Raw genomic sequence first — 21,479 nt, 5'->3', positions numbered from 1 at the left:
GAGTAAAGGTTTAAAAACTCGAATAAGCAAAGCTACTCAACCGTTGCCTTCTTAGTATCAACAGCTTGCTGCTCATTGATTTTATTGACAATGGCGGTCACTGACGGATCGCTCAAATCAATGGTTCTGATTGGGAATGGAATATTCACACCTGCCCCATCCAGCGCCGTCTTAATTTCTACAATAACTTGATGGATCGAGGCGACTTTGTTGGCTTGAGTGCCATCTTCAATAAACCAGCGCACCATCAAATCAATCGTTGAGTCACCAAAACCGGTGGCAATCACGCTTGGTTCGGCTTGTTTTGAGACCGTATCGGCTTTATTTAATGCTTGTATAATTTCAGCTTTCGCCGCTTCAATATCATCTTCATAACCAATCCCAACGGCCACTTGCAAACGGCGCTGCTTATACGCAGTATTAACTGTTAAAGCAGAAGTATACAAATCAGAGTTTGGAATCACCACTTGCCGACCATCATAAGTCCGAATGGTCGTGGCGCGGATTTTGATGTCCTCAACCGTGCCCTCATAATCCCCTGAGACAATCTGATCACCGATACGAAACGGCTCTGAGATGAGCAGCAAAATACCGGACAATAGGTTTTGAAAAATATCCTTAAAAGCAAAACCAATAGCGACCGAACCAATACCGAGCGCTCCAATCAGCTTAGCCGGCGTAAATCCTGGTAAGGCGATCACCATGGCTATCATAAACCCAATGAATAAAATCAATGAGCCGCCAACGCGCTGGAACACCTTAACCAAATTCTGATGCCGAATACGGCTCCCCAAAAGTTTATACACCACTTTTTTGAAGACGATAGACAAAAACCAAAAAATCAGGATAACAATGAGCGCCGCCACAAAATAGGGAATGCGCTCCATGAAGCCGACGACTATTTCATTGGCCGAATCAATAATGCTTTGGTATGTCAACGCCTCCATTGGCATCGTTTCGGCAGTTGTCGCTGCATTTACTGTCGTGTCTGCCTCAGATGTCGGCATCTTGGTGTCGCTCCCTTGATTAATTGGTTTCGTTGCTATCTATTCCATTGACTGAGTTTGCTCATACAAATCAGTCTGACTTGCTTATTTGGCTTACTTGTCTGACCTCTAAAACTAACTCATCAGCTCAGCTTGTACAATTTCAATCCAGTAGCCATCGACGTCTTTAATAAAGGCAATGCCTTTCATCTTGCCTTCTTCTGGACGTTTTTTGAATTCGACGTTGTTTTGATCAAACCAAGCGACTGCTTCTTCTAAATTTGGTACGCTAAAGCAAATATGACCAAAGCCTTGTGGCTCTTGATTGCCGTCATGATAACTAAAGTCCGCTTTTGTTTCGGTGCCATAGTTATGCGTCAATTCTAAAATGCCGCGCTGACGAAAGGCAAAGATTTCTAAGTCATCGCCCGTCGGTAAATTGTCGCGCTCGCTTTCAGTGAGCTTAGCCAAAAAGTACAAATCAAATCCCATATCAGGGAATTTTTTGCGCGCCAGCAAAGTCATACCCAGCACACCTGTATAAAATGCCAATGATTTGGCCGGGTCTTTTACGCGTAGCATGGTGTGATTGAAGGTAAAACCAGTCGTTTGAGTAGAGATGGCTTGAACCCCTTCTGCCTTGATGCTGCTGGCAGGCTGGACGATGTGGGCTGTGTTATCGGTGGTTGAGTCGGTATTTGAAGTAGACATAGTAAAAGTTGTCCCATGGTTTACAGAATATAAAAGTGAAAAACAAGCGAGTAACGGCGATGGTGCCTCGCTAGACCTCCTCATCATAATAAAAAAATGCTAAAAGATTGAGGAGGTTTTGTAAGAAAAAGTACTAAATAAACCGCATTTGATAAAATAAATTAACCTCAAACTAGCTGTCAGAATTAGCTATCTAGGAATCTTACTATTCCTGTCTCTAAATCATACTCTGCCCCGACGACAAGTAATTGACCGCTGTTGGTTAAGTCCTCTAACGCGCGCGACCCATGTTTAAGCTGGCTCACCGACATACGCACATTGGCGCGGATAGCGCGATCGACCAACTCATCAGCATCGACGTCTTGACCGTTGGCGGTCGCCAATTCGTGCAAGTTATAGACACTCGGACGGATACGGTCAACGATCGACTGTAAATTGGGCGAGTAGTTTTGCTCAGGGTTGATTAGCGTCTCAACGCACGCTGTGACCGCGCCGCAATGAGAATGTCCAAGCACGACCACCAGCTTGGTGCCGAAGGTTTCGGCGGCAAACTCAACCGAGCCAATCTGCGATGGCGCAACCACATTGCCTGCGACCCGAATGACGAACAAATCACCCAACCCTTGATCAAATACAATCTCAACGGGGACGCGCGCATCCGAGCAGCCCAAAATAATAGCCAGTGGGTCTTGTTTACTGACCAACTCGGGGCGTTTTTGCATGAGCGGATCAGCATTGGTTAAGCTGTCCACATAGCGCGCGTTACCTTCTTTTAGCAGAGCTAGCGCTTCTTGACCGGTGGTTGGACGTGCACTGTTAGGCATAAAAAATCCTTTATTCTCTAACGATTAAAATTATGGTTTTCAACTTACCAATAGGTATTGACTAAATGGTTTGCAAGCCTTGATAGCGCAAGCTTGCCTCTCACATCATTCAGCCACAAAGTGATTGTATAGCAACAAGCGTCAAAAAATGACAAAAAGATTCATTTTAATGTCGTTATATAAGTGGATCGCAGAACTTTAACGAACTTGCACTGATTTATATTCGCGGTTTGTTATAATACGCAGCAACCAGACGACCACGCATATGCCCATACCACTCACCTGTATGACAGCGATCTATTTTTACCACTGCACAGCATAGCCGCTGCTGAGGAACCAATGCCATGACCAACGCAACTTTGAACACGCATAAAGCTCCTGCGTCCTCCGATACAAATCCTGTATTATTGCAGCTGACTGGTCTCAAAAAAATCTATGAGCAAACCGAAGTCTTAACCGATATCAACCTTGATATCAGGCACGGCGAGTTTTTGACGTTGCTTGGACCATCGGGCTGCGGTAAGACAACTTTACTGCGCTTGATTGCAGGTTTTGAGCAACCAAACGCTGGGGCCATCTATTTAGATGGTAGTCAGATGGCAGGATTATCCGCCGATAAGCGTCCCGTCAATACAGTCTTTCAGCAGTATGCATTGTTTCCGCACATGACCGTTGCCCAAAACGTGGCGTATGGACTTAAGCTCAAAAAAGTCCCTAAAGATGAAATTCAGACCCGCGTGCGCGAGATGCTGGCCATGGTACAGCTAGAGCATTTGGCCAATCGTAAGCCGCAAGACCTATCAGGTGGCCAGCAGCAACGTGTGGCGATTGCACGCGCGGTGATCAATCGTCCCAAATTACTCCTGCTCGATGAGCCACTCTCGGCCCTCGATCACAAACTGCGCTTACAAATGCAATCTGAGTTAAAACGTCTACAACGCGAGCTTGGCATTACCTTTGTTTTTGTGACCCACGATCAAGAAGAAGCGCTGTCGATGTCAGACCGTATTGCGGTGATGAAAGACGGCAGGTTTCAACAGATTGGCACACCCATTGAGATTTATGAAACCCCTGCCAACTTATTTACCGCCAAGTTTATTGGTGAGACCAATTTATTTAGAGCTGAAGTTAAAGGCGTTTATCCAGACCAGCCAGATCGTGATGGCAAAGTGACCAACGGACGCATCGAGGTCGAAGTCTGTGAGGCACAAGCACAAGAAGGCCCAACCACCTTACGTAATCTGCGCCGTCCTAATTTTGCCAGCGACGTACAGGTGGGCGATATGGTCAACCTATTGCTCCGTCCGGAAGATTTACGGATTTACGATCCAAAAGATTCCAATCATACGGGGCTACTGGGCCGCGTTATCGAAAGTAACTATAAAGGCAGCACATTAGATTCCATCATTGAGCTTGCAAACGGTCACATTATTAAAGCGTCCGAGTTCTTTGATGAGGACGATCCAAGCTTTGATTATAAGTTAAATGAGGGCGTAAAAGTCTCTTGGGTAGATGGCTGGGAATGGGTACTGCCGGACGACTCTGAGGCTTTAGAACACGGCTTAGAGCAACACTCGCCTGACCTAAAGGATGACAGCTAATGGCGCGTAACAGCTTAGGCAATAAGAGTGCTTTTCGTACCGCAACCCTTTGGCTGATTTGGGGTTGGCTGCTGATATTTGCGCTACTGCCCAATATCTTGGTCATCGCGGTCAGCTTTTTGACCCGTGATAGCGGCTCGTTTATCAGTTTGCCCGTTAGCATTGATAGCTATGTACGCATGATAGACCCGCTTTACTTTGAGGTGTTCGTGCATTCCTTATGGATGGCCAGCATCACCACCGTGATTTGCTTATTACTGGGCTATCCTTTTGCTTGGCTGGTCTCTAAGGTGAAAGTGCGCTGGCAGCCACTGCTGATGATGCTATTGATCCTGCCATTTTGGACCAATTCCTTAGTACGGACTTATGCTCTCAAGTTGCTGTTTGCCAATAATGGGCTGATTAATAAGGCACTATTAGCAATCGGCGTCATCGACACGCCTATTGATATTTTATACACACAAGGCGCGGTAATTGCTGGCCTTACGTATTTGTTATTCCCTTTTATGGTATTGCCGCTATACGCTGTTTTTACCGATTTGCGCAATGACATGCTGCTTGCGTCACAAGATTTGGGCGCGTCGAAAACGCAGACGTTTTGGCATGTGGTACTGCCTTTGACCACACCGGGTATCATATCAGGCGTGCTATTGGTGTTATTACCAGCCATGGGCATGTTCTATGTGGCGGATATTTTGGGTGGATCACGCAATTTATTGGTGGGAAATATTATTAAGAATCAGTTTTTGGATGCGCGCGATTGGCCGTTTGGGGCAGCCGCCAGCGTATTATTGACCGTGGCGATGGCGGTGCTATTATTGGCTTACCGCGCCAGTAGTCGCCGTATTGGCAAGACTGACTTCAATGAGGTGGCCTAATGTCCAATCGCTCACTCACTCATGCAACCATTAAAAACAAACCTTCTATTAAGATGGGTAGCATCGTAGCCAAAGGCTATCTTGGGCTTATTTATACTCTGTTATATCTACCTATCATCGTCTTGGTAGTGATGTCATTCAACCAGTCAAAAATTGGCTACAACTGGGGCGGCTTTAGCCTAAAGTGGTACGAATCTCTCTTTAATAATCAAGCCATGCTCGATGCGTTTTGGCATTCCATTGTGCTCGGATTGGTCGCGGCAACGGTTTCCACTTTAATCGGTACGCTGACTGCGCTTGCTCTGCATCGCTATAACTTTCGTGGTAAAGGCTTGCTGAATGGGCTGCTCTTTGTGCTGATGATGTCCCCTGAGATTGTGCTTGCCATCTCATTGTTGGCGCTGTTTTTGCTGATTGGTTTACAACTGGGTTTTATCTCGTTGCTCTTAGCGCATATAACCTTTTGCCTGCCTTTCGTGGTCATCACTGTTTTTGCCCGTTTGAGCAGTTTGGATGAGCGTTTGATGGAAGCGGCACGCGACTTGGGTGCCAGCGAATCAACGATGGTGCGTACAGTACTGATTCCTGTGATCTTGCCAGCGGTCATGGCAGGTTGGTTGCTCGCCTTTACCTTATCGTTAGATGACGTGGTGGTATCGACCTTTGTCACAGGCCCAAGCTATGAGATTTTGCCGCTACGTATTTACTCTATGGTAAGAGTCGGTCTCAAACCCGAGGTCAATGCCATCGGTACATTGCTACTGGTTGCCTCCTTAATACTGGTCATCATCTCGCAGCTCTTGTTACGTCGTCGTTAATCGACACGTCGCCACGTTGACAAATTACCGCAAACATTTGTATGTTAATGACGCAGTTTGAGTGAAAATCATTACTGTATCGATTATAATGAATTTTTCTCATTTCTACCGTTAGGTTATATTATGCTTGAGCTTCGTCATCTGAATACGTTAACGGCGCTGCGCGCGCATGGCTCACTGGCTGCCGCAGCCGATGAGTTACATGTCACCGCTTCCGCAGTCTCTCATCAGCTAAAAGAGCTGGAGAATTATTACGACATAAGCTTGGTGAATCGCCGCACGCGGCCGCTTACTTTTACGCCAGCGGGCAAAACGGTATTGGCATTGGCGGACAGCATCATGCCGCAAGTGACTCGTACGAAAGCCAATCTAAAGCGTCTGGCTCATGGGCAAGCAGGCAGACTGCGCCTCGCCTCTGAGTGTCACAGTTGCTTTGATTGGCTCATGCCGATACTCAATCAGTATCGCCGCGAATGGTCAGATGTGGAGCTGGACTTTGCTACCGGATTCGAGCCTGAACCGCATCATTTATTGATGGAAGGGGATATTGATCTGCTGATTACCACCAGTGATTTGCCCATAGAAGGGATCAGCTATCAGGCATTGTTTGAGTACGAAAGCCGTTTGGTGCTCTCGCCCACCCATGATTTGGCGGCAAAGACTGTCATTGACCCAGAAGATTTGACGAATGAGACCTTGATTGCTTATCCAGTAGAAGCGAAGCGTCTTGATATTATTGCCAACTTTATGACGCCAGCACACGTAAGCTTCGATAGTATTCGTACGACCGAGCTGACAGCAATGCTCATACAATTGGTCGCCAGTGAGCGCGGTGTGGCAGCCCTACCCGATTGGGTGGTGGCGGAATATGAGAGAAAAGGCTGGGTCGTCTCGCGCCCATTGGGGAGCGGTGTACGTTGTCAGTTATATGCGGCGACTCGTACCGCCAGTCAGGAGATGGCTTATATGCAAGGGTTTGCCAATTTATTGGACGGGATCGTCAAGCCGCTTTAATACTCCACTGCTTATTACATTTTTTTGTTATAAAATATCGTTTGCTTTCTTATGTTATGGACGTTGGGGGAAAAAGATGGTTCCCTAGTGAGGGCTTGAATACTCAGCTATAATCTATGTCCTATTCTCAATTGAGTTTTTATGTCTAGTAAATTAAATAATGAACCTATAATACAATACGAGCCGCAGAGCCTACGTCCAATAGTAGCTACCATTGGAGTACTTTTTAAAGATGGAAAGGTGCTTTTAGTACGCCGTGCTAACCCACCCGATGCAGGTCGATGGGGTTTTCCTGGTGGTAAAATTGAACGTGGGGAAACTGTTACAGATGCTGCTGTTCGTGAACTTTATGAAGAGACAAGCATTGTATCAAATGCCTTCAAAACATTTAACGCTATAGACGCGTTTGATTTTGATAGTAGTGGTAAGCTTCGTCACCATTTTGTTCTTGTAGCCGTACTTTGTATTTGGTTTTCTGGTGATCCTCTAGCAGGTGATGACGCCCTAGAAGCTAGATTTTTCGATATTGAAGATTTGATCAATACAGATTTAGCCCTTAGCTTAGATGTTAAAGAGATAGCATTACAAGCAGCTGAGTTACTCTAAAAAGTAAGAATATTCGATATCCTATACCCCAGCGGAACCAGTCATTTTGCCTTTTAAACTCATTTCAAACCTATTAATAGCCCCTTAAAATAGACTGTATTTCGGTAACTACTTAAATCAGACCGCCAATTAAGCAGGAGATATCGATAAAAGCTCAAAGTACGCACTTAAAGCAGTAAAAGCCAATGGCGGTTGCTAATAATGTCAGTCCAACGTGTAGACCGATTAATATCAAACCCGATAGTAAACGACCATCATTAATGAGTGTAAAAGTCTCCGCACTAAAGGTACTAAACGTCGTCAGTCCACCTAAAAAACCTGTGACCACGAACAGTCTGACGTTGGGAGACAGGCCACTCCCCATACGCTCAAACCATACCAGTGCCAGTCCTATCAGCAGTCCGCCCAAGATATTGGCGCCGAGCGTGCCTAAAGGAATCCAGCTGTGATGCGGATTAAAACGCCCAAGCCATGCTCGCAAGCAAGCCCCAAACGCGGCTCCTAAACCAATGGCAAGCCATTGCATAGACCATTCCTAATATTGACAAACGTTAATAGGCACAACACAAAATAAAGCAGTCTTTATACCGCTGGCAGCTCAGTCATCGGCCAACGCGGCACACAGCTAACTGCCAAATCATCAGACTGCCCAGCTTGCAAGCGCTCATAACCAGCATAAGCAATCATCGCGCCATTATCCGTACACAAAGCTGGCGGCGCGTAATGAACCGTGGCATTTATTTTCGCCAGCTCGGCTTCTAATGTCTCACGCAAATGGGTGTTGGCACTGACGCCGCCTGCGATAACCAATCGGCTCATATCTACTTGCTTAAGGGCTTTGACGCATTTTTTCACCAAGGTGTCGACCACCGCATGCTGGAAACTGGCGGCAATATCAGCTCGAACTTTTGGATCGCTATCAGAGCCATTGCCTGAACCTGCCGTATCCTTGATAAGATTATGCACCGCTGTTTTCATGCCACTGAAAGAAAAGTCCAAACCGCGATGGAGCATTGGACGTGGCAAATCATAGGCATTCGGGTTGCCAGTTTCGGCCAATTTGGCAATGTTCGGGCCACCCGGATATGGTAAGTTGAGCATTTTGGCCGCTTTATCAAAGCACTCACCTGCCGCATCATCTATCGACTCACCCAGTATTTCGTATTGCCCTACCCCATGTGCCGCAATCAGCAACGTATGACCGCCCGACACCAAAAGCGAGACAAAGGGAAATGCGGGTGGATTGGCTCCCATTAGGGGTGCCAACAGATGCCCTTCCATATGATGAACACCAATGGCTGGGATATCCAAGCCATAAGCCAAGCTGCGTCCAAATAATGCCCCTGTCATCAAAGCACCAATAAGCCCCGGCCCTTTGGTATAAGCAATAGCATCGATCTCATTTTTTTCGATAGCGCACTGCTCGAGCAGCTCATTGAGCAGAGGCACAAGCTTACGTATATGGTCACGACTGGCAAGCTCAGGCACCACACCGCCATAAAGGGCGTGCAGCTCTATTTGTGAATACAATACTTGTCCAAGCAAGCCTTGGTTGTCACTATCTATCTGCTCGCTATCAAAAATTGCCAGCCCTGTTTCATCACAGGAGGTCTCTAATCCCAATACCTTCATACTTTTGCCTTCATACTTTTGCCTTCGTGCTATTTTTTGCGGCGTTTTTGGTTTGCGACTATGTTTAAAATGTCAGTGGCAAGAAAAACGACCATAAAAAACCGTCATTGTCAGTCACAATGACGGTCAGTTTAACAAATTTCAATGGCTGATATACTCTATATATACCGTATCAGCTTACTGATGCAGTCAGATAATCAACAGCCGCTTTTACTTGTGCTTCGGTGACGCCATCTACCGCTTGTGCAGGCATTTTATTAAAGCCTTTGGCTGAATGCATATAGAGCGTTTCTTTATCTTTGGTCAAACGCGCCGACCATGCCGCTTTATCACCATATTTTGGCGCGTTAAGCAAACCTGCTTCGTGGCATACCTTGCAGTTGGATTCATACAGTTTGACGCCTGCATCCGCTGCTAAAACCTCAGGCTCGGCGGTAACTGCGGACGCTGCTTCTGGTTCAGTAACAACAGGTGTGTCAGTAGTCTCTGCCTCAGCACTAGCGTCAGATGCCACAACCTCAGGCTCAGCAACTGGCGCGTCTTCTACTACTGCCGTTGTCTCAGTTGACTCATTAACAGCAGTCGATTCTTCAGCGGCATTATCGCCACTACAGGCGCTGAGTGCCAATAACGCGCTCACGCCAATAGCCGATAAAGTGAGTTTATTGTTACGCTGTTTTTTTATCATGATGCCCCTCTACTCGATATTCATAGTGACTGTTTGCCCTATTGCTTGCCATATTGCAAATTGACGACAATGCAGGTTTACGCCATTGCAAAGCTATGACAGTGCAAAACTACGACAGTACAAAGCAGTCACTACAGTTATCGCGCTTATTTTTTAATGATATTATAAGCTCAGTTGACTGACCATTTTTATCGTCAAGCAAATACTTATTGCGCAGTCGTCGTCGCGTCGGTCGCTGCCGTATCAGTACTGTCCGTACCAGCCACACCGGCATCGGTAGTATCAGTCGCTGCGGTTGCTGAAGTATCGTCACCCGTGGTTACGGCCTCAGTCGCTGACCCACCCGCTGTTGTATCAGTCGTTGCATCCGTTGCTGCCGCCCCATCTACAGCCGCCGCGTCTTCACCTTCCGCCGCTGGCATTGGCGCTGTTTCTGGAAAATCCATTTGCTCAGCTTCAGGCGCGTTTGCACGAGCAAGCTCAGCCGCTTCATTCACACGATCTACTGCCATGACTTCGTGTGACTCATGTTCGCCTTCTGGTTCACCACTACAAGCACTAATCCCAAAGCCAAGTGCGACAATAAATGCGGTGCTTAGCGCCGTATTTAGTACTGATTTTTTCATTGCAACATCCTCAATAAAAGACCTATAAAACGGTTGATATACTCACTACTTTATGAAAATTATCATAGCACAAACTCGAATCAAACCGTTATAGACAGTAGGGGTTTTTTATTTACGCCCTTGTCTATTGCGCCATCTAGAAACAAGTTAAACACTCTAGGAATCCGCTTATCCCAGTAGCCCTGCTCTGGTTTTAATGGTTGCCAGTATCGCATGATCGTATGCGTAGCCTTTTTATTTAGGGCTGACTATATAATCATTACTCTACGCTACCCCCTGCAACTTAATGATAAATAGGGATTAATCCATTAAAATCATTGACTTTGTTGGTATTTTTTATTAAAATACCTGCCCTTACGCCAATGCGTAGGATTATCCTAGTTTGAGCTGATGCCTGTAATCTTGAGATATTACGGCTAAATACTAATACACAGCCAAACTAATGCCCTTATATCTCATCCTAATCAAGGAGTCTTCATGCCTGCAGTTAAGGTTAAAGAAAACGAACCAGTTGACATCGCTATCCGTCGTTTCAAACGTGCTTGTGAAAAAGCTGGTGTATTATCAGACGTTCGTAAGCGTGAGTTCTATGAAAAACCAACGCAAGTACGTAAGCGTAAAAAAGCAGCTGCTGTAAAGCGTTATAAGAAAAAGTTACAACGCGAAACTATTCGTACCACTCGTATGTACTAATTACTAGTCTGATTAGTTAAGTACCAGTGCTACACTAACGCCACTGTTATCCATCGATATCAGTGGCGTTTTTTATGCTACAATTTTTGTTATTATTACCGATAGAATATTTATTAAAGGCCGTCACGCTAGGCCTTTATGTAAAAATTTTACGACTAGCATTTAACAAATAAATTTCAATGTATAAGGATAATAACAGTGAGCCAACTTAAACAGACGTTGTCAGATACGATTAAAATCGCTATGAAAGCTCGTGAGCTTGAGCGTGTGAAAGTCTTGCGCAATGTGCAATCGGTCGTCAAACAAATTGAGATCGATCGTCAAACAGAACTTGATGATGCCCAAGTATTAGAAGTACTACAAAAGCAGCTAAAACAGCGTCAAGAGTCACTCACTATTTTTACAGAAAATGGCCGCGATGACTTAGCGACCAAAGAGCAGTTTGAGATTGATATCATTAATGAGTTTATGCCACAACAAATGAGTGATGATGAGATTAGTGCGTTAGTCAACGCTGAGATTGCTGAACAAAACGCCACATCTATGCGTGACATGGGTAGCGTGATGGGTGTGCTAAAGACCAAAACCGCTGGTCGTGCCGATCCGGCTCTAATCTCTAAGCTCGTAAAAGACGCACTACAAGGTTAATCCTTCCCTATTTAAAAGCACGTTTTGTAGTGGTCTTAAAAGATTAAATCAGAGACAAGATAAAACCATCGACTAAAATATATTCAGCGCAAAACAGAACCGCCTAAGGCTCAAAGTCTTGGGCGGTTTTTACGGCTTTGATTTCGGCATTGATGTTGGCCAAAAGCGGACGAGCGCTGCTGGCTTGCGCAGTATTTTGCATTTTTTCCGCCAGTTGCTTGGCTTGCGTCAAAGACGTGAGTGCACGCTCGTAGCGACCACTCCATAGCTGATCTTGACCGCGATAACGTAGCGCATTGATGGTTGCAATACTGGCCAGCTGCGGTGAGGTTGTGGTTTTAGCAAGTTTTTCATTGGCCAGTTGTAGACTTTGCCACGCATAGCGGTCACTTGGCTGCTGCTCAGTCAAGGGTTTGAGCAATGCTTGCGCGCGTGTTGGCTGATCGCTGTTGGTGAGCGCCTCTGCCAGATAAAGCCGCAAATCACGACGCTCAGGATACACGCGCTGCTGCGCCTCTAAAAGTTCAGCGGCTTGCGACCACTTGCCTTGTTCACTTAAAACCTCGCTGTGGGTAATGCTCAGTAACGGCTCTAAAGCTTGCCGCTGAGCCGCTGGTAATGCGGTCAGCTCAGTCAATAGATCAGTGGCATCCTCAAAGCGCTGCTGCTCGCTATACCAGTGTATCAAGGCAAGCTTTGCGCCAAGGCTATTTTTAGCCGCTGTCGTTAATACCGTCTCCGACGCACGCTTGCCCGCACTTTGTACGCGCCAATAAAGCAAATCAAACAGCGTTTGATAGCGTTGCTGCTGATTCAACGATAAGGACGGATAATGCTGCGCGCGGCTTTGCGCCTCACTCAAACGCTCAGCGCTCAGCGGATGCGAGCGCACAAAGCTTGGCAAAAACCGATTTTCGACTTGATTCAACTGACTTTGTTGATTCATCGTTGCAAAGAAACGCGGCATGGCTCTTGGATCATAGCCTGCTTGCGTCATGATTTGCATACCAACTCGATCGGCTTCGCGCTCATTGCTGCGACTAAACGCCATACTGCTGTTCATCGACGCCGTTTGGCTACCCATCATTACAGCGGCGGCGGCATCACCATCGACGGCTGATGCCGCAATGGCAGCCAACATCCCACCGAGCTGCATCAGCAAGGCTTTTTTGCGCTCATCAGCACCGTTTTCATAATGATGTTGACTCAAGTGAGCGACCTCGTGCGCCACTACGCTTGCCAGCTCATCCATACTATCGGCCGCCAATATCGTTCCTGTATTCAGGCCGATGATGCCGCCCGGCGCGGCAAAAGCATTAATACTTGGACTATCGATAATGACCAACCCCATGGGCGCTTGTTGCCGTGCTTGCGCATTGAGACGCCACGTCATGTCTTTTAAGACTTCTTGTATCCAAGGATCATGTTCCATCTTGATGCTAGCATTGGCGCTGCGCAATGACCATTCGCCAAGCAGTTTATTTTGGTACTGCTCATCAAAACTCAAACCCTGCCCGCGTAGGCTGGGTAAACTCAAGGATTCCAAATCTTTTGATTGCCACGAATTATCCGAAAATGGCGCTGCTTGGCTATTGTTATTACTGGTATTGATAGTGTCAATACTATTTGCCGCGGTGGTCATGAACAATAATGCCGCTGAAACCCCAAACTTAATCGCATTCGATAAAAAAGGGGTCGCCACTGACGAGCGTTTGATGGTCACGTCCATATTTAGCGGATGCATAGATGCCTCATTGAGCATTGGTCGTCTGTGGTAACGGGACAATTTATAGCGTGGCGATTGATAGTATGACGATTGATAGTGTGGCAAGGGCGTATCCTATTTAAGTAATGACACTCTTTTTAATAAAACCTTTTAATAACACCATTTTTTAATAACAGTCTCTGCAATATTTTCTTTAATAACATTTTCTACAATAGCATGGTCTTTTCGACTATACGGGCTTGCTGATACAAGGTCAATTCACATAAGCAGCCGACTACCAATCCAATAGCCGCGCGTCACTTTCGTGAAACATAGCTGTGTAATTCTAATGAGCCAAACATTACGTTGATAATATTCAACTGCAATTACCTACTAACGGTTTGGTATAATAATAAGCTGCGGCAATATACTCAGATCGTTATGGAGATGTCGTGATGTCACCGTTACTACCTATTAAGCGATGTTTTATAATTGCTATCCAAAAGCAGATATTGCCTAATGTCATCTTAAACCGGATGACCAATAAAGAAAATAATAACACATTAACAGATTGATATTTATAAGGTTTATTTTATGGCTGCTGTTTCCTCATCCATGGTAAGTGCACCTTCTTCTATAAATCTGTCATTAGCTTTGTCAGATGCTGAGCAGCGAGTGGCTGAACCGCTTTTATCATTATTGCTTGCAGATAATGAGCATTTAACTTACTTCTCAGATAGAGATCAGTCGTCAATCATGATCAAGCGTTTTATCGACGGTCGAGGACTTGCGTGTCCAATGCCCCTATTAAAAACCAAAGTGGCACTACGCGATGTAGCAAACGAAGAGTCACTATACGTGGTTGCAACAGATGCTAACTCGCAAGCCGATATTGCCGCTTTTTGTCGCCAAAGCCAGCAAACAGACGCAACAGATACTTTATTATTGACGGTCAACCAAGTCACTACCCGCAAGGTGGCGACTGGTTCTTCAGTACAGCATTCCGATACAATATATCACTTCATCATTACCAAAACTGATAGCAACTAAACGCTGCTATCCTTTACAATTAGAACTATAAAGATTTTTATCTGACTATTTGTGTCACTATTTAACCAAGGTCAAGAATATGGCTAATACTTCTACTGATGCTGCGAATACCAGTAAAAAAGATGACGCAGCACCTATAAAAAATGAAGCACGCGATGCCGCATTGAAAGCGGCCGCCGAGCGACCACCTTACGATGCCAATGCGCTTGGCGATACCCGTACCCGCGATTTGGTGCCTGCGATGCCCACGCATTTGTCAGCGCCTGGCGTTAATTTGGGTGCTTATATTAATACGGTCCATCAGATTCCAATTTTGACGCCTGTACAAGAGCAAGAGCTGGCTCATCGTTATTATGATGAAGGCGATGTTGAGGCGGCGCGTCTGCTGGTGATGTCACATCTGCGTTTTGTGATTCATATTGCCCGCAGTTATTCCGGTTATGGCTTACCGCAAGCGGATTTGATTCAAGAAGGCAATTTGGGACTGATGAAAGCGGTCAAACGGTTTGATCCCAATAAAGGCGTCAGATTGGTGTCTTTTGCGGTGCATTGGATTAAAGCTGAGATCCATGAGTTTGTCATCCGCAACTGGCGTATTGTCAAAGTGGCCACCACCAAGGCGCATCGCAAACTGTTCTTCAACCTGCGTAGTCTTAAAAAGACCAACAATCAGCTGACACTAGAAGAAGCCGATGCCATTGCCGCAGACTTAAATGTCACACGCAAGCAAGTGTTAGAGATGGAGTCGCGCCTGACGTCTTATGATGCCTCATTTGAAGCGCAGTCGAGTGACGACGATGATGGGCGTTATGCCCCGCAGCTATTTTTAGAAGATGGTATTGATCCTGCTGAGCAATTAGAAGAAGAAGATTGGGAAGAAAATAACTCTTCCGCGCTACTGGCTGCTATGGGTACACTAGATGATCGCTCACGCGATATCGTTGAGCAGCGCTGGCTCTCTGAGCAAAAATCTACCTTGCATGAACTGGCAGCGGTTTACTCCATTTCGGCAGAGCGCGTACGCCAAATTGAAAAAAATGCCATGGATAAAATCCGTGACGCCATGACCATCGATAGTGTGATTTTGCCAGAAGACGTTCAGTAGCCAGTGATGTTCATTAGGGCGTGTTGAATGCTTACGCTACCCATTGCTTTTAGATAATATGAGTGTTGCCATGATAAATTGGATAGGGATCGCCGCCATCAATATGGCTGTGGCCGTAGCTTTGGGCGCTTTTGGTGCCCACGGTCTTAAAAATCTGGTCAGTGTTCAGCAGCTTGAATGGTGGCACACGGCAACCCTATATTTGTTTGTCCATGCGCTTGGCTTATTGCTGGTTGGCTTACTAATGCAACTCAAATACACCACTCAAACCACCGCTTGGCTATTGCAAATCGGCATTGTCATCTTTGCGGGTAGTTTGTATGCCATGGCGCTGGGAGCACCGCGCTGGTTTGGCGCGATAACGCCTATTGGCGGTGTATTGATGATTGGTGGCTGGTTGTGGCTGGCATTCTCGGCTTTCCGTTTGGGTCATTCCATTCGCTAGTTCTTATGATCCGTACTATTTGATTGCTTATTGCCTTGTTCTTGCTTATTGTCTTGCTCTTCAAGCCACTATCTTTAAATCTCTATCTTTGAGCCCTTGGGTCAATAAAAAGATCGGTCAAGCTCTATGAAACCTTTACAATAGTCAATTGAAGACAAGGATTATTCCCTTATTAAGGAGCAATTTTATGAGTAACATTAGTGTGAATGGCAAACACTTACAAACTACCCACCAGACCGTACAGCTGGTTATCAATGAGCTTGGGCTGAGCCAAGGTCGTTATGCGGTTGAAGTAGACGGTGAGCTTATCCCGAAGAGCGAGCTTGCTCAGTTACGTATCGATGAAGGTATGAATATCGAGGTGGTACAAGCCGTTGGCGGTGGCTAATACTTATGTTAGCCTGAAATACCCTACTGGTTTGAATGACGGTATTGGTTTAATAGCTTTGGGTTGATGCAGTCATTAACTGTTATTAGACAGGCAGAACTGACAGCATTTACAATAAAAAAGACCTCAACGTATTATACGTTCGAGGTCTTTTTTCTTTTCTCATAGTAACTGATAGAAGTGTCAAAACTGAATAAAATGATTGCTTACATACTTGTTATTTTACCAATCGATATTCACCCAATCTTGCTATCACTAAACCGCAATAATATTAAACCGCTGGCGCCACTTCGGCAGTATCAAGGTCTTCATAGCGATTATCACGTCCGGCACCTTGAGTCTTCTTACGCTCTTGACGCGTCTTGTATTTACGCACTTGTCTATCAAGCTTGTCAGCCATCTCATTAATGGCTTTATACATATCATCTTCGCAGGATTGGACAAACATCTCTTGACCTGAGACTCGCAAAATCGCTTCAGCTTTGTGGCACTTTTGACCGCCATCACTTGCGCCGCTATTATCTCGCGATAGGATGACTTGAATACTTTGTATCTGATCAAAATGTCGCTCTACTTTTACAAGCTTTTCACGAACTGCTGTGTCCATAGCTTCGGTAACACTGATATGGTGACCACTGATAGAAACATTCATATTATCGTCCTTTTATTGTTACTTATATTATTACTTACCATCAACGGATGAGTGAGCATACTTGCTCATGTCATCCTGCCTTACCAACAACGATCCGACCATTTTTAACATAAGACGACCCATCCTTTTTTTGCCGTCACTCTATTGATCTATACCAATGATCGGGTTTTCGTTCTTGGTATGACTCTAATTTGTCATGAAAGTTGAATAGTAGCAAGACAGTTAATTGTAATTAAATGTAATAAAACATGTTGTTTCCTTAATGTTTCTATATAATCAAAAAATTTTATTTTTTATATTTGTAAGTCGCCATATTGATATGGCAAAAGCTGCTCATACTTTATGGTATTAAGGCCATCAATATTTTTGTTTGCGCTGAGTAGATGAGCCAATATTCATGGCCTCACGGTACTTGGCCACCGTTCTTCTGGCGATATCAATGCCCTCTGCTAATAAGTAATCTTTTATCCGACTGTCCGACAAAGGCTTTTTGGGATCTTCATCAGTAATCAGCTGTTTAATCATGGCGCTGATCGCTGTCGATGAGATGTCACCCTCTGAGCTACTGACGTGAGATGAAAAGAAATGCTTGAGCGAGAATAATCCTTGCGGCGTCAAAATGGTTTTACTGGTGGTCAAACGCGACACTGTGGACTCGTGTAAGTCCACTTCTTCTGCAATGGCTTTTAAGATGAGCGGTTGCATGGCAGTCGCTCCATACTGTAAAAAGTCTTGCTGATAGCGCACGATACTGGTCGCCACTTTTAGTAGGTTTTGATTGCGCTCCTCAATACTGCGAATAAACAGGCGCGCATCGGTCAGGTTTTCGCGTAGATATTGATTATCAGGGCTGTCATCCCCGCGTTTGACTAAGTTGGCATATTCTTGATTGACGCGCAGCTTTGGCAGGGTCTCAGGATTGAGACGGACGTGCCAGCCCTCATTTTGTGTCTCTGAGTCATTATTACTTTTTTGGCGACGCACAGGCGTGACCAGTACATCGGGGATATCATAGCTTGGCGTTGGCTGAGTATAGTCTGGTTGATTGCTTTGAAACAACAGTCCTGGTGATGGGTTTAAAGTCCGCAATAGTGTAAGGGCTGGTGTAATGTCGGAAGCAGCAAGGCCTGTACGCTCAGTCAACGCTTTGATATTGTTGCTGACCAAATGCTCACTGGCTGACAACAACGCCTGCGCCTCTTTTAGATATTTGGTGCCCGTATCGAGCTTGGACAACTGAATGGCAAGGCATTCGCTCAAACTACGCGCGCCCACACCCAATGGATCGCAAGATTGAATGATGCGAAGTACCGCCATGATTTCGTCGTGCTCAACCCGCTCATCCCACTGATAAAAGCTTGCCATCGTATCAAAGCTTTGTAACAGCTCATCGATATCAAGCTGAATAAACCCCATGTCATCCATCGCGTCTATCAAATAAGTGGCAATGACCATGTCCGCCTCTGATAGCCGTTTAAAGTTTAGCTGCCAGCGCACGTGATCTTGAATGGTGGCAGAAGTGCCACCTTGATAAACATCAAAATCCTCATCGCCTTTGTTGCCAGCGGAGCTGGTGGCGGCAGAAGCAGGATGATTGTTGCTCTCAAATCCATCAGTATCAAAATAACTGTCATCACTATAGTCGCTTGCATAGCTGTCTATCGCATCTCCATCGATACTGGCCTGCTGCAACTTATCCAAACTGTCACTAAACCCCTCATCGTACTCAGAAATAGAGTCAGATAGCGACTCTGTACTGGTCGCCTGATTCCAACTATCGAGCGTCAAGGATTCATTTAACCCCTCTGCTCTGTCCGCGCTATCATACTCGTACTCATCTTCCTCTTCGATACGTTCAAGCAACGGGTTACTGTCCAGCTTGGCTTGCACCTCTTGTGCAAGCTCAAGACTAGAGAGCTGCAGCAATTTGATGGCTTGCTGCATCTGCGGTGTCAGTTTTTGTGAGGTACTTAGCGTGGTCGCCAATCCGAACGACATACTCATAAGTGAATTATTACACTCCGGTGATGATTTGACATATAGAAGCCAGTTAAAGTGTTGCTTTAACCTTACTAAGACATGACGATAGCATTTTTTGCCGCAATTTTGCTATGATAATTTATATTCGCCTTAGATATACCTCTGGTACATCGCTTACCAATTGCTATCAGCTTGTCTGTTTTGACCTCGATAACGCCCGTATTTATAAACAACTTACTTGTAACGTCACGTCAGACAATTTATCTCAATCGCGCTGTATTGGTTGTAAAGTAAGTCGGCGATGCATCAGATACGCGCTACAAGATAGTGAAAAATAAAAGACGACCAAGGATGTAAACCTACTGAGCCTGTCTTAATCATAAAGGAGAAGCATACGATGCATGACAAACATGACAAAATAGAAACGTCTCAATTGACCACGGCTGCGGTACAAATGAACAGCCAGCAAGACATCGCAAAAAACTTAACTGATATACAGGCAGCCATCATCGATGCGCAAGCAAAAGGCGCCGAGCTGGTTGTCTTACCTGAGAACTGTTGTAGCATGGGCGCTCAGTTTGCCACCGCCGAACGCTTTGATGATTTATCGGCAACAATCGCAGGCTATGCCAGCACTCATGGCATTCATGTCCTTGTCGGCTCTCTACCTTGCCTGTATCGTCCTGATGGCACCAGCGTTCCTAATAACAGATTACGACAAGTCAGTCAGCTGTTTGCGCCGGATGGCACACGGGTTGCGCGTTACGACAAAATTCACCTATTCACAGCGACGGTCGCAGACAAGCAAGGTAATTATAATGAAGCGGCTACCTTTGAGCCGGGTACGCAAACCGTGGTCGCGCCGATTGAAACAGCCGATGCGGTGTATCAGCTGGGTATGATGGTGTGTTTCGATCTGCGCTTTCCTGCATTGGCGCAGCGTTTGCGTCAAGCGGGTGCAGATATCTTGAGCGCGCCTTCGGCCTTTACCTACTTGACGGGGCAAGCACACTGGTCGCTTTTATTACAGGCACGGGCTTTAGACAGTCAGTGCATGGTGATTGGCGCTGCGCAAGGAGGCGATCATGTTTATAAAGATGGCAATATCCGTCAAACGTGGGGACACACGGCGATTACCGCTTATGATGGAACGATGCTGAGTAGCTATGATGATAGCGCCTTGAATAAGGCTGACAGTAATGCCGCAGAGCAAGACTACGCGCTTGTCATGGCGTCATTGGATAGAGACGCTCAAAAGCAAGGCCGTCAAAAACTGCCTATCTTTGATTGTCACCGTTTGGCGTAAGATTAGTTAAATGCGTCAATTTAAGGAACGTCATTTTCTTAAGGAACGCTACTTTCTTAAGAAATGTCACTCTCATTTTGAGCGTGAGTGGCGCGCGGATGGGCGCGGTCATAGACTTGTGTTAATTTGGCAAAGTCTACATGAGTGTAGATTTGGGTGGTACTGATATCACTATGTCCAAGCATCTCTTGTACGGCGCGTAAATCCCCACTACCTGATAGCATGTGTGAGGCAAAACAATGACGCAATAAATGTGGATACATGTTTTGCGCAATACCAGCGCGGGTCGCCGCCACTTTTAAGCGCTGCTGAACCGCACGCGTAGACAGGCGCGTTCCCAGCTTTTCGCTGATAAACAATGCTCGATCTTGCTGCTCTACCCACAAATCACGATGCGGCAGATAACGTCTAATCGACTCTGCTGCTTTTGCGCCCAGCGGCACTAGGCGCGTTTTGTTGCCTTTACCCGTCACGCGTACGCGCAAATCTGACAAGTCCACATCTGCCATATCGAGCGCCACCAGCTCACCCACACGTAAACCGCTGCTATAAAGCAATTCGAACATGGCTTTATCACGTAACCATAGGCGGGCTTGTTCGGGTGTATCGGGCATGTCTTGGTCAAGGAGTTGTGTTAACAAATCCACATCAGCAATCGACGGCAAGGGTCTGGGACTGCGTTTTAATTGATAGCCAGTCGTCGGATTAATGCGCGCCAAGCCCTCTTCAATCAACCAGCCATAAAAATGGCGAATGGCCGACAGCTCTTGCTGGACACTGGCTAAAGCAAGCTTATCTTCATCCAAGCGCTGGCTAATATGCTGTGCCAATTGACGCTTATCACAGCGCGTCCACGTCAAGCGTTTGCCGCGTAAAAACAGCGCCAATTGATTTAGTCCCGCAAAATAGGCCGTCAGTGTATGCGCTGAGTGATTGCGCACGGACAAAGTATGTAACCAACGATGGACAGGTGATAACAATGCTTGTAGCGCGTCATCCGATTCGATTGTGGCCGCAAGCTTAGCCGATAGCCATGAGTCTGACTCGGTAGACTGACTGCCACTACTGGGCATCATTTTATTAGCCACACTTTTATTAGACGCACTCATACTCACCTTAATAT

23 protein-coding genes are annotated in these 21,479 nt (G+C 45.9%); 12 read left to right on the top strand and 11 right to left on the bottom strand.

Annotated features, from left to right (window positions below):
• Positions 1-32 precede the first annotated feature (32 nt).
• From AAJP47_RS05580 to AAJP47_RS05570, 3 genes are all read right to left on the bottom strand, one after another.
• Positions 33-1,007: a mechanosensitive ion channel family protein gene (locus AAJP47_RS05580; protein WP_346716910.1), complete on the bottom strand. Its 975-nt coding sequence runs from the start codon at positions 1,005-1,007 to the stop codon at positions 33-35.
• Between the two features lie 114 nt (positions 1,008-1,121).
• A complete protein-coding gene (gene gloA / locus AAJP47_RS05575) occupies positions 1,122-1,697 on the bottom strand; it encodes a lactoylglutathione lyase (protein WP_346716909.1) in 576 nt (191 codons plus the stop codon).
• A gap of 185 nt (positions 1,698-1,882) precedes the next feature.
• The gene (locus AAJP47_RS05570) at positions 1,883-2,521 is read right to left on the bottom strand and encodes a carbonic anhydrase (protein ID WP_346716908.1); all 639 of its coding nucleotides are present in this window, start codon (positions 2,519-2,521) and stop codon (positions 1,883-1,885) included.
• A 344-nt stretch (positions 2,522-2,865) separates the two neighbouring features.
• On the opposite strand from AAJP47_RS05570, the gene potA reads away from it, so the two are divergent.
• The 5 genes from potA (at position 2,866) to AAJP47_RS05545 (ending at position 7,438) form a co-directional block, all read left to right on the top strand.
• Entirely contained in the window at positions 2,866-4,122 is a 1,257-nt protein-coding gene (potA, locus tag AAJP47_RS05565; protein WP_346716907.1) for a spermidine/putrescine ABC transporter ATP-binding protein PotA, read from the top strand.
• A complete protein-coding gene (gene potB / locus AAJP47_RS05560; protein WP_346716906.1) occupies positions 4,122-5,000 on the top strand; it encodes a spermidine/putrescine ABC transporter permease PotB in 879 nt (292 codons plus the stop codon). The genes potA and potB overlap by 1 nt, the downstream gene beginning before the upstream one ends.
• Positions 5,000-5,818 carry a spermidine/putrescine ABC transporter permease PotC gene (gene potC, locus AAJP47_RS05555; protein WP_346716905.1) on the top strand — a complete coding sequence of 273 codons (819 nt, stop codon included), beginning with the start codon at positions 5,000-5,002 and terminating at the stop codon, positions 5,816-5,818. The genes potB and potC overlap by 1 nt, the downstream gene beginning before the upstream one ends.
• Positions 5,819-5,941: 123 nt before the next feature.
• Positions 5,942-6,832 (top strand): LysR family transcriptional regulator, encoded by an 891-nt coding sequence (locus AAJP47_RS05550; RefSeq protein WP_346716904.1) that lies wholly within the window; start codon positions 5,942-5,944, stop codon positions 6,830-6,832.
• A gap of 141 nt (positions 6,833-6,973) precedes the next feature.
• A complete protein-coding gene (locus tag AAJP47_RS05545; RefSeq protein WP_346716903.1) occupies positions 6,974-7,438 on the top strand; it encodes an NUDIX hydrolase in 465 nt (154 codons plus the stop codon).
• Positions 7,439-7,592: 154 nt separating this feature from the next.
• On the opposite strand, the gene crcB is transcribed toward AAJP47_RS05545, so the two are convergent.
• From crcB to AAJP47_RS05525, 4 genes are all read right to left on the bottom strand, one after another.
• Entirely contained in the window at positions 7,593-7,964 is a 372-nt protein-coding gene (crcB, locus tag AAJP47_RS05540; protein WP_346716902.1) for a fluoride efflux transporter CrcB, read from the bottom strand.
• 56 nt (positions 7,965-8,020) lie between these two features.
• Positions 8,021-9,070 (bottom strand): tRNA (adenosine(37)-N6)-threonylcarbamoyltransferase complex transferase subunit TsaD, encoded by a 1,050-nt coding sequence (gene tsaD / locus AAJP47_RS05535; protein WP_346716901.1) that lies wholly within the window; start codon positions 9,068-9,070, stop codon positions 8,021-8,023.
• A 172-nt stretch (positions 9,071-9,242) separates the two neighbouring features.
• On the bottom strand, positions 9,243-9,758 hold the full coding sequence (locus tag AAJP47_RS05530) for a c-type cytochrome (protein WP_346716900.1): 516 nt from the start codon (positions 9,756-9,758) through the stop codon (positions 9,243-9,245).
• Positions 9,759-9,964: 206 nt separating this feature from the next.
• Positions 9,965-10,384 (bottom strand): hypothetical protein, encoded by a 420-nt coding sequence (locus AAJP47_RS05525; RefSeq protein WP_346716899.1) that lies wholly within the window; start codon positions 10,382-10,384, stop codon positions 9,965-9,967.
• Between the two features lie 477 nt (positions 10,385-10,861).
• On the opposite strand from AAJP47_RS05525, the gene rpsU reads away from it, so the two are divergent.
• The gene (gene rpsU / locus AAJP47_RS05520) at positions 10,862-11,077 is read left to right on the top strand and encodes a 30S ribosomal protein S21 (RefSeq protein WP_010195908.1); all 216 of its coding nucleotides are present in this window, start codon (positions 10,862-10,864) and stop codon (positions 11,075-11,077) included.
• A gap of 198 nt (positions 11,078-11,275) precedes the next feature.
• Complete coding sequence (locus tag AAJP47_RS05515; RefSeq protein ID WP_346716898.1) at positions 11,276-11,725, top strand: GatB/YqeY domain-containing protein; 450 nt, start codon at positions 11,276-11,278, stop codon at positions 11,723-11,725.
• 103 nt (positions 11,726-11,828) lie between these two features.
• Here the strand turns inward: AAJP47_RS05515 and AAJP47_RS05510 are convergent, their stop codons facing one another.
• On the bottom strand, positions 11,829-13,469 hold the full coding sequence (locus AAJP47_RS05510) for a M48 family metallopeptidase (protein ID WP_346716897.1): 1,641 nt from the start codon (positions 13,467-13,469) through the stop codon (positions 11,829-11,831).
• 555 nt (positions 13,470-14,024) lie between these two features.
• Here AAJP47_RS05510 and AAJP47_RS05505 point away from each other — a divergent pair.
• From AAJP47_RS05505 to thiS, 4 genes are all read left to right on the top strand, one after another.
• Complete coding sequence (locus AAJP47_RS05505; RefSeq protein ID WP_346716896.1) at positions 14,025-14,480, top strand: sulfurtransferase TusA family protein; 456 nt, start codon at positions 14,025-14,027, stop codon at positions 14,478-14,480.
• A gap of 241 nt (positions 14,481-14,721) precedes the next feature.
• Positions 14,722-15,585, top strand: a complete 864-nt coding sequence (gene rpoH, locus AAJP47_RS05500) for an RNA polymerase sigma factor RpoH (protein WP_346717109.1) — start codon at positions 14,722-14,724, stop codon at positions 15,583-15,585.
• A 70-nt stretch (positions 15,586-15,655) separates the two neighbouring features.
• On the top strand, positions 15,656-16,030 hold the full coding sequence (locus AAJP47_RS05495; protein WP_346716895.1) for a DUF423 domain-containing protein: 375 nt from the start codon (positions 15,656-15,658) through the stop codon (positions 16,028-16,030).
• 187 nt (positions 16,031-16,217) lie between these two features.
• Entirely contained in the window at positions 16,218-16,418 is a 201-nt protein-coding gene (gene thiS, locus AAJP47_RS05490) for a sulfur carrier protein ThiS (protein WP_346716894.1), read from the top strand.
• A gap of 271 nt (positions 16,419-16,689) precedes the next feature.
• Here the strand turns inward: thiS and hpf are convergent, their stop codons facing one another.
• Entirely contained in the window at positions 16,690-17,070 is a 381-nt protein-coding gene (gene hpf, locus AAJP47_RS05485) for a ribosome hibernation-promoting factor, HPF/YfiA family (protein ID WP_346716893.1), read from the bottom strand.
• Positions 17,071-17,427: 357 nt separating this feature from the next.
• The gene (locus tag AAJP47_RS05480; protein WP_346716892.1) at positions 17,428-19,074 is read right to left on the bottom strand and encodes an RNA polymerase factor sigma-54; all 1,647 of its coding nucleotides are present in this window, start codon (positions 19,072-19,074) and stop codon (positions 17,428-17,430) included.
• 373 nt (positions 19,075-19,447) lie between these two features.
• Between AAJP47_RS05480 and AAJP47_RS05475 the strand changes: the two genes are divergently transcribed.
• Entirely contained in the window at positions 19,448-20,356 is a 909-nt protein-coding gene (locus tag AAJP47_RS05475) for a nitrilase-related carbon-nitrogen hydrolase (protein WP_346716891.1), read from the top strand.
• Between the two features lie 56 nt (positions 20,357-20,412).
• Here the strand turns inward: AAJP47_RS05475 and AAJP47_RS05470 are convergent, their stop codons facing one another.
• The gene (locus AAJP47_RS05470) at positions 20,413-21,432 is read right to left on the bottom strand and encodes a tyrosine recombinase XerC (RefSeq protein ID WP_497198697.1); all 1,020 of its coding nucleotides are present in this window, start codon (positions 21,430-21,432) and stop codon (positions 20,413-20,415) included.
• Between the last annotated feature and the right edge of the window lie 47 nt (positions 21,433-21,479).

This window comes from Psychrobacter halotolerans, assembly GCF_039680845.1.
In the GTDB taxonomy this organism is placed as follows: domain Bacteria; phylum Pseudomonadota; class Gammaproteobacteria; order Pseudomonadales; family Moraxellaceae; genus Psychrobacter.
Note: the sequence above shows the minus strand (reverse complement) of the source record. Positions and strands in the feature narration are given on the sequence as shown.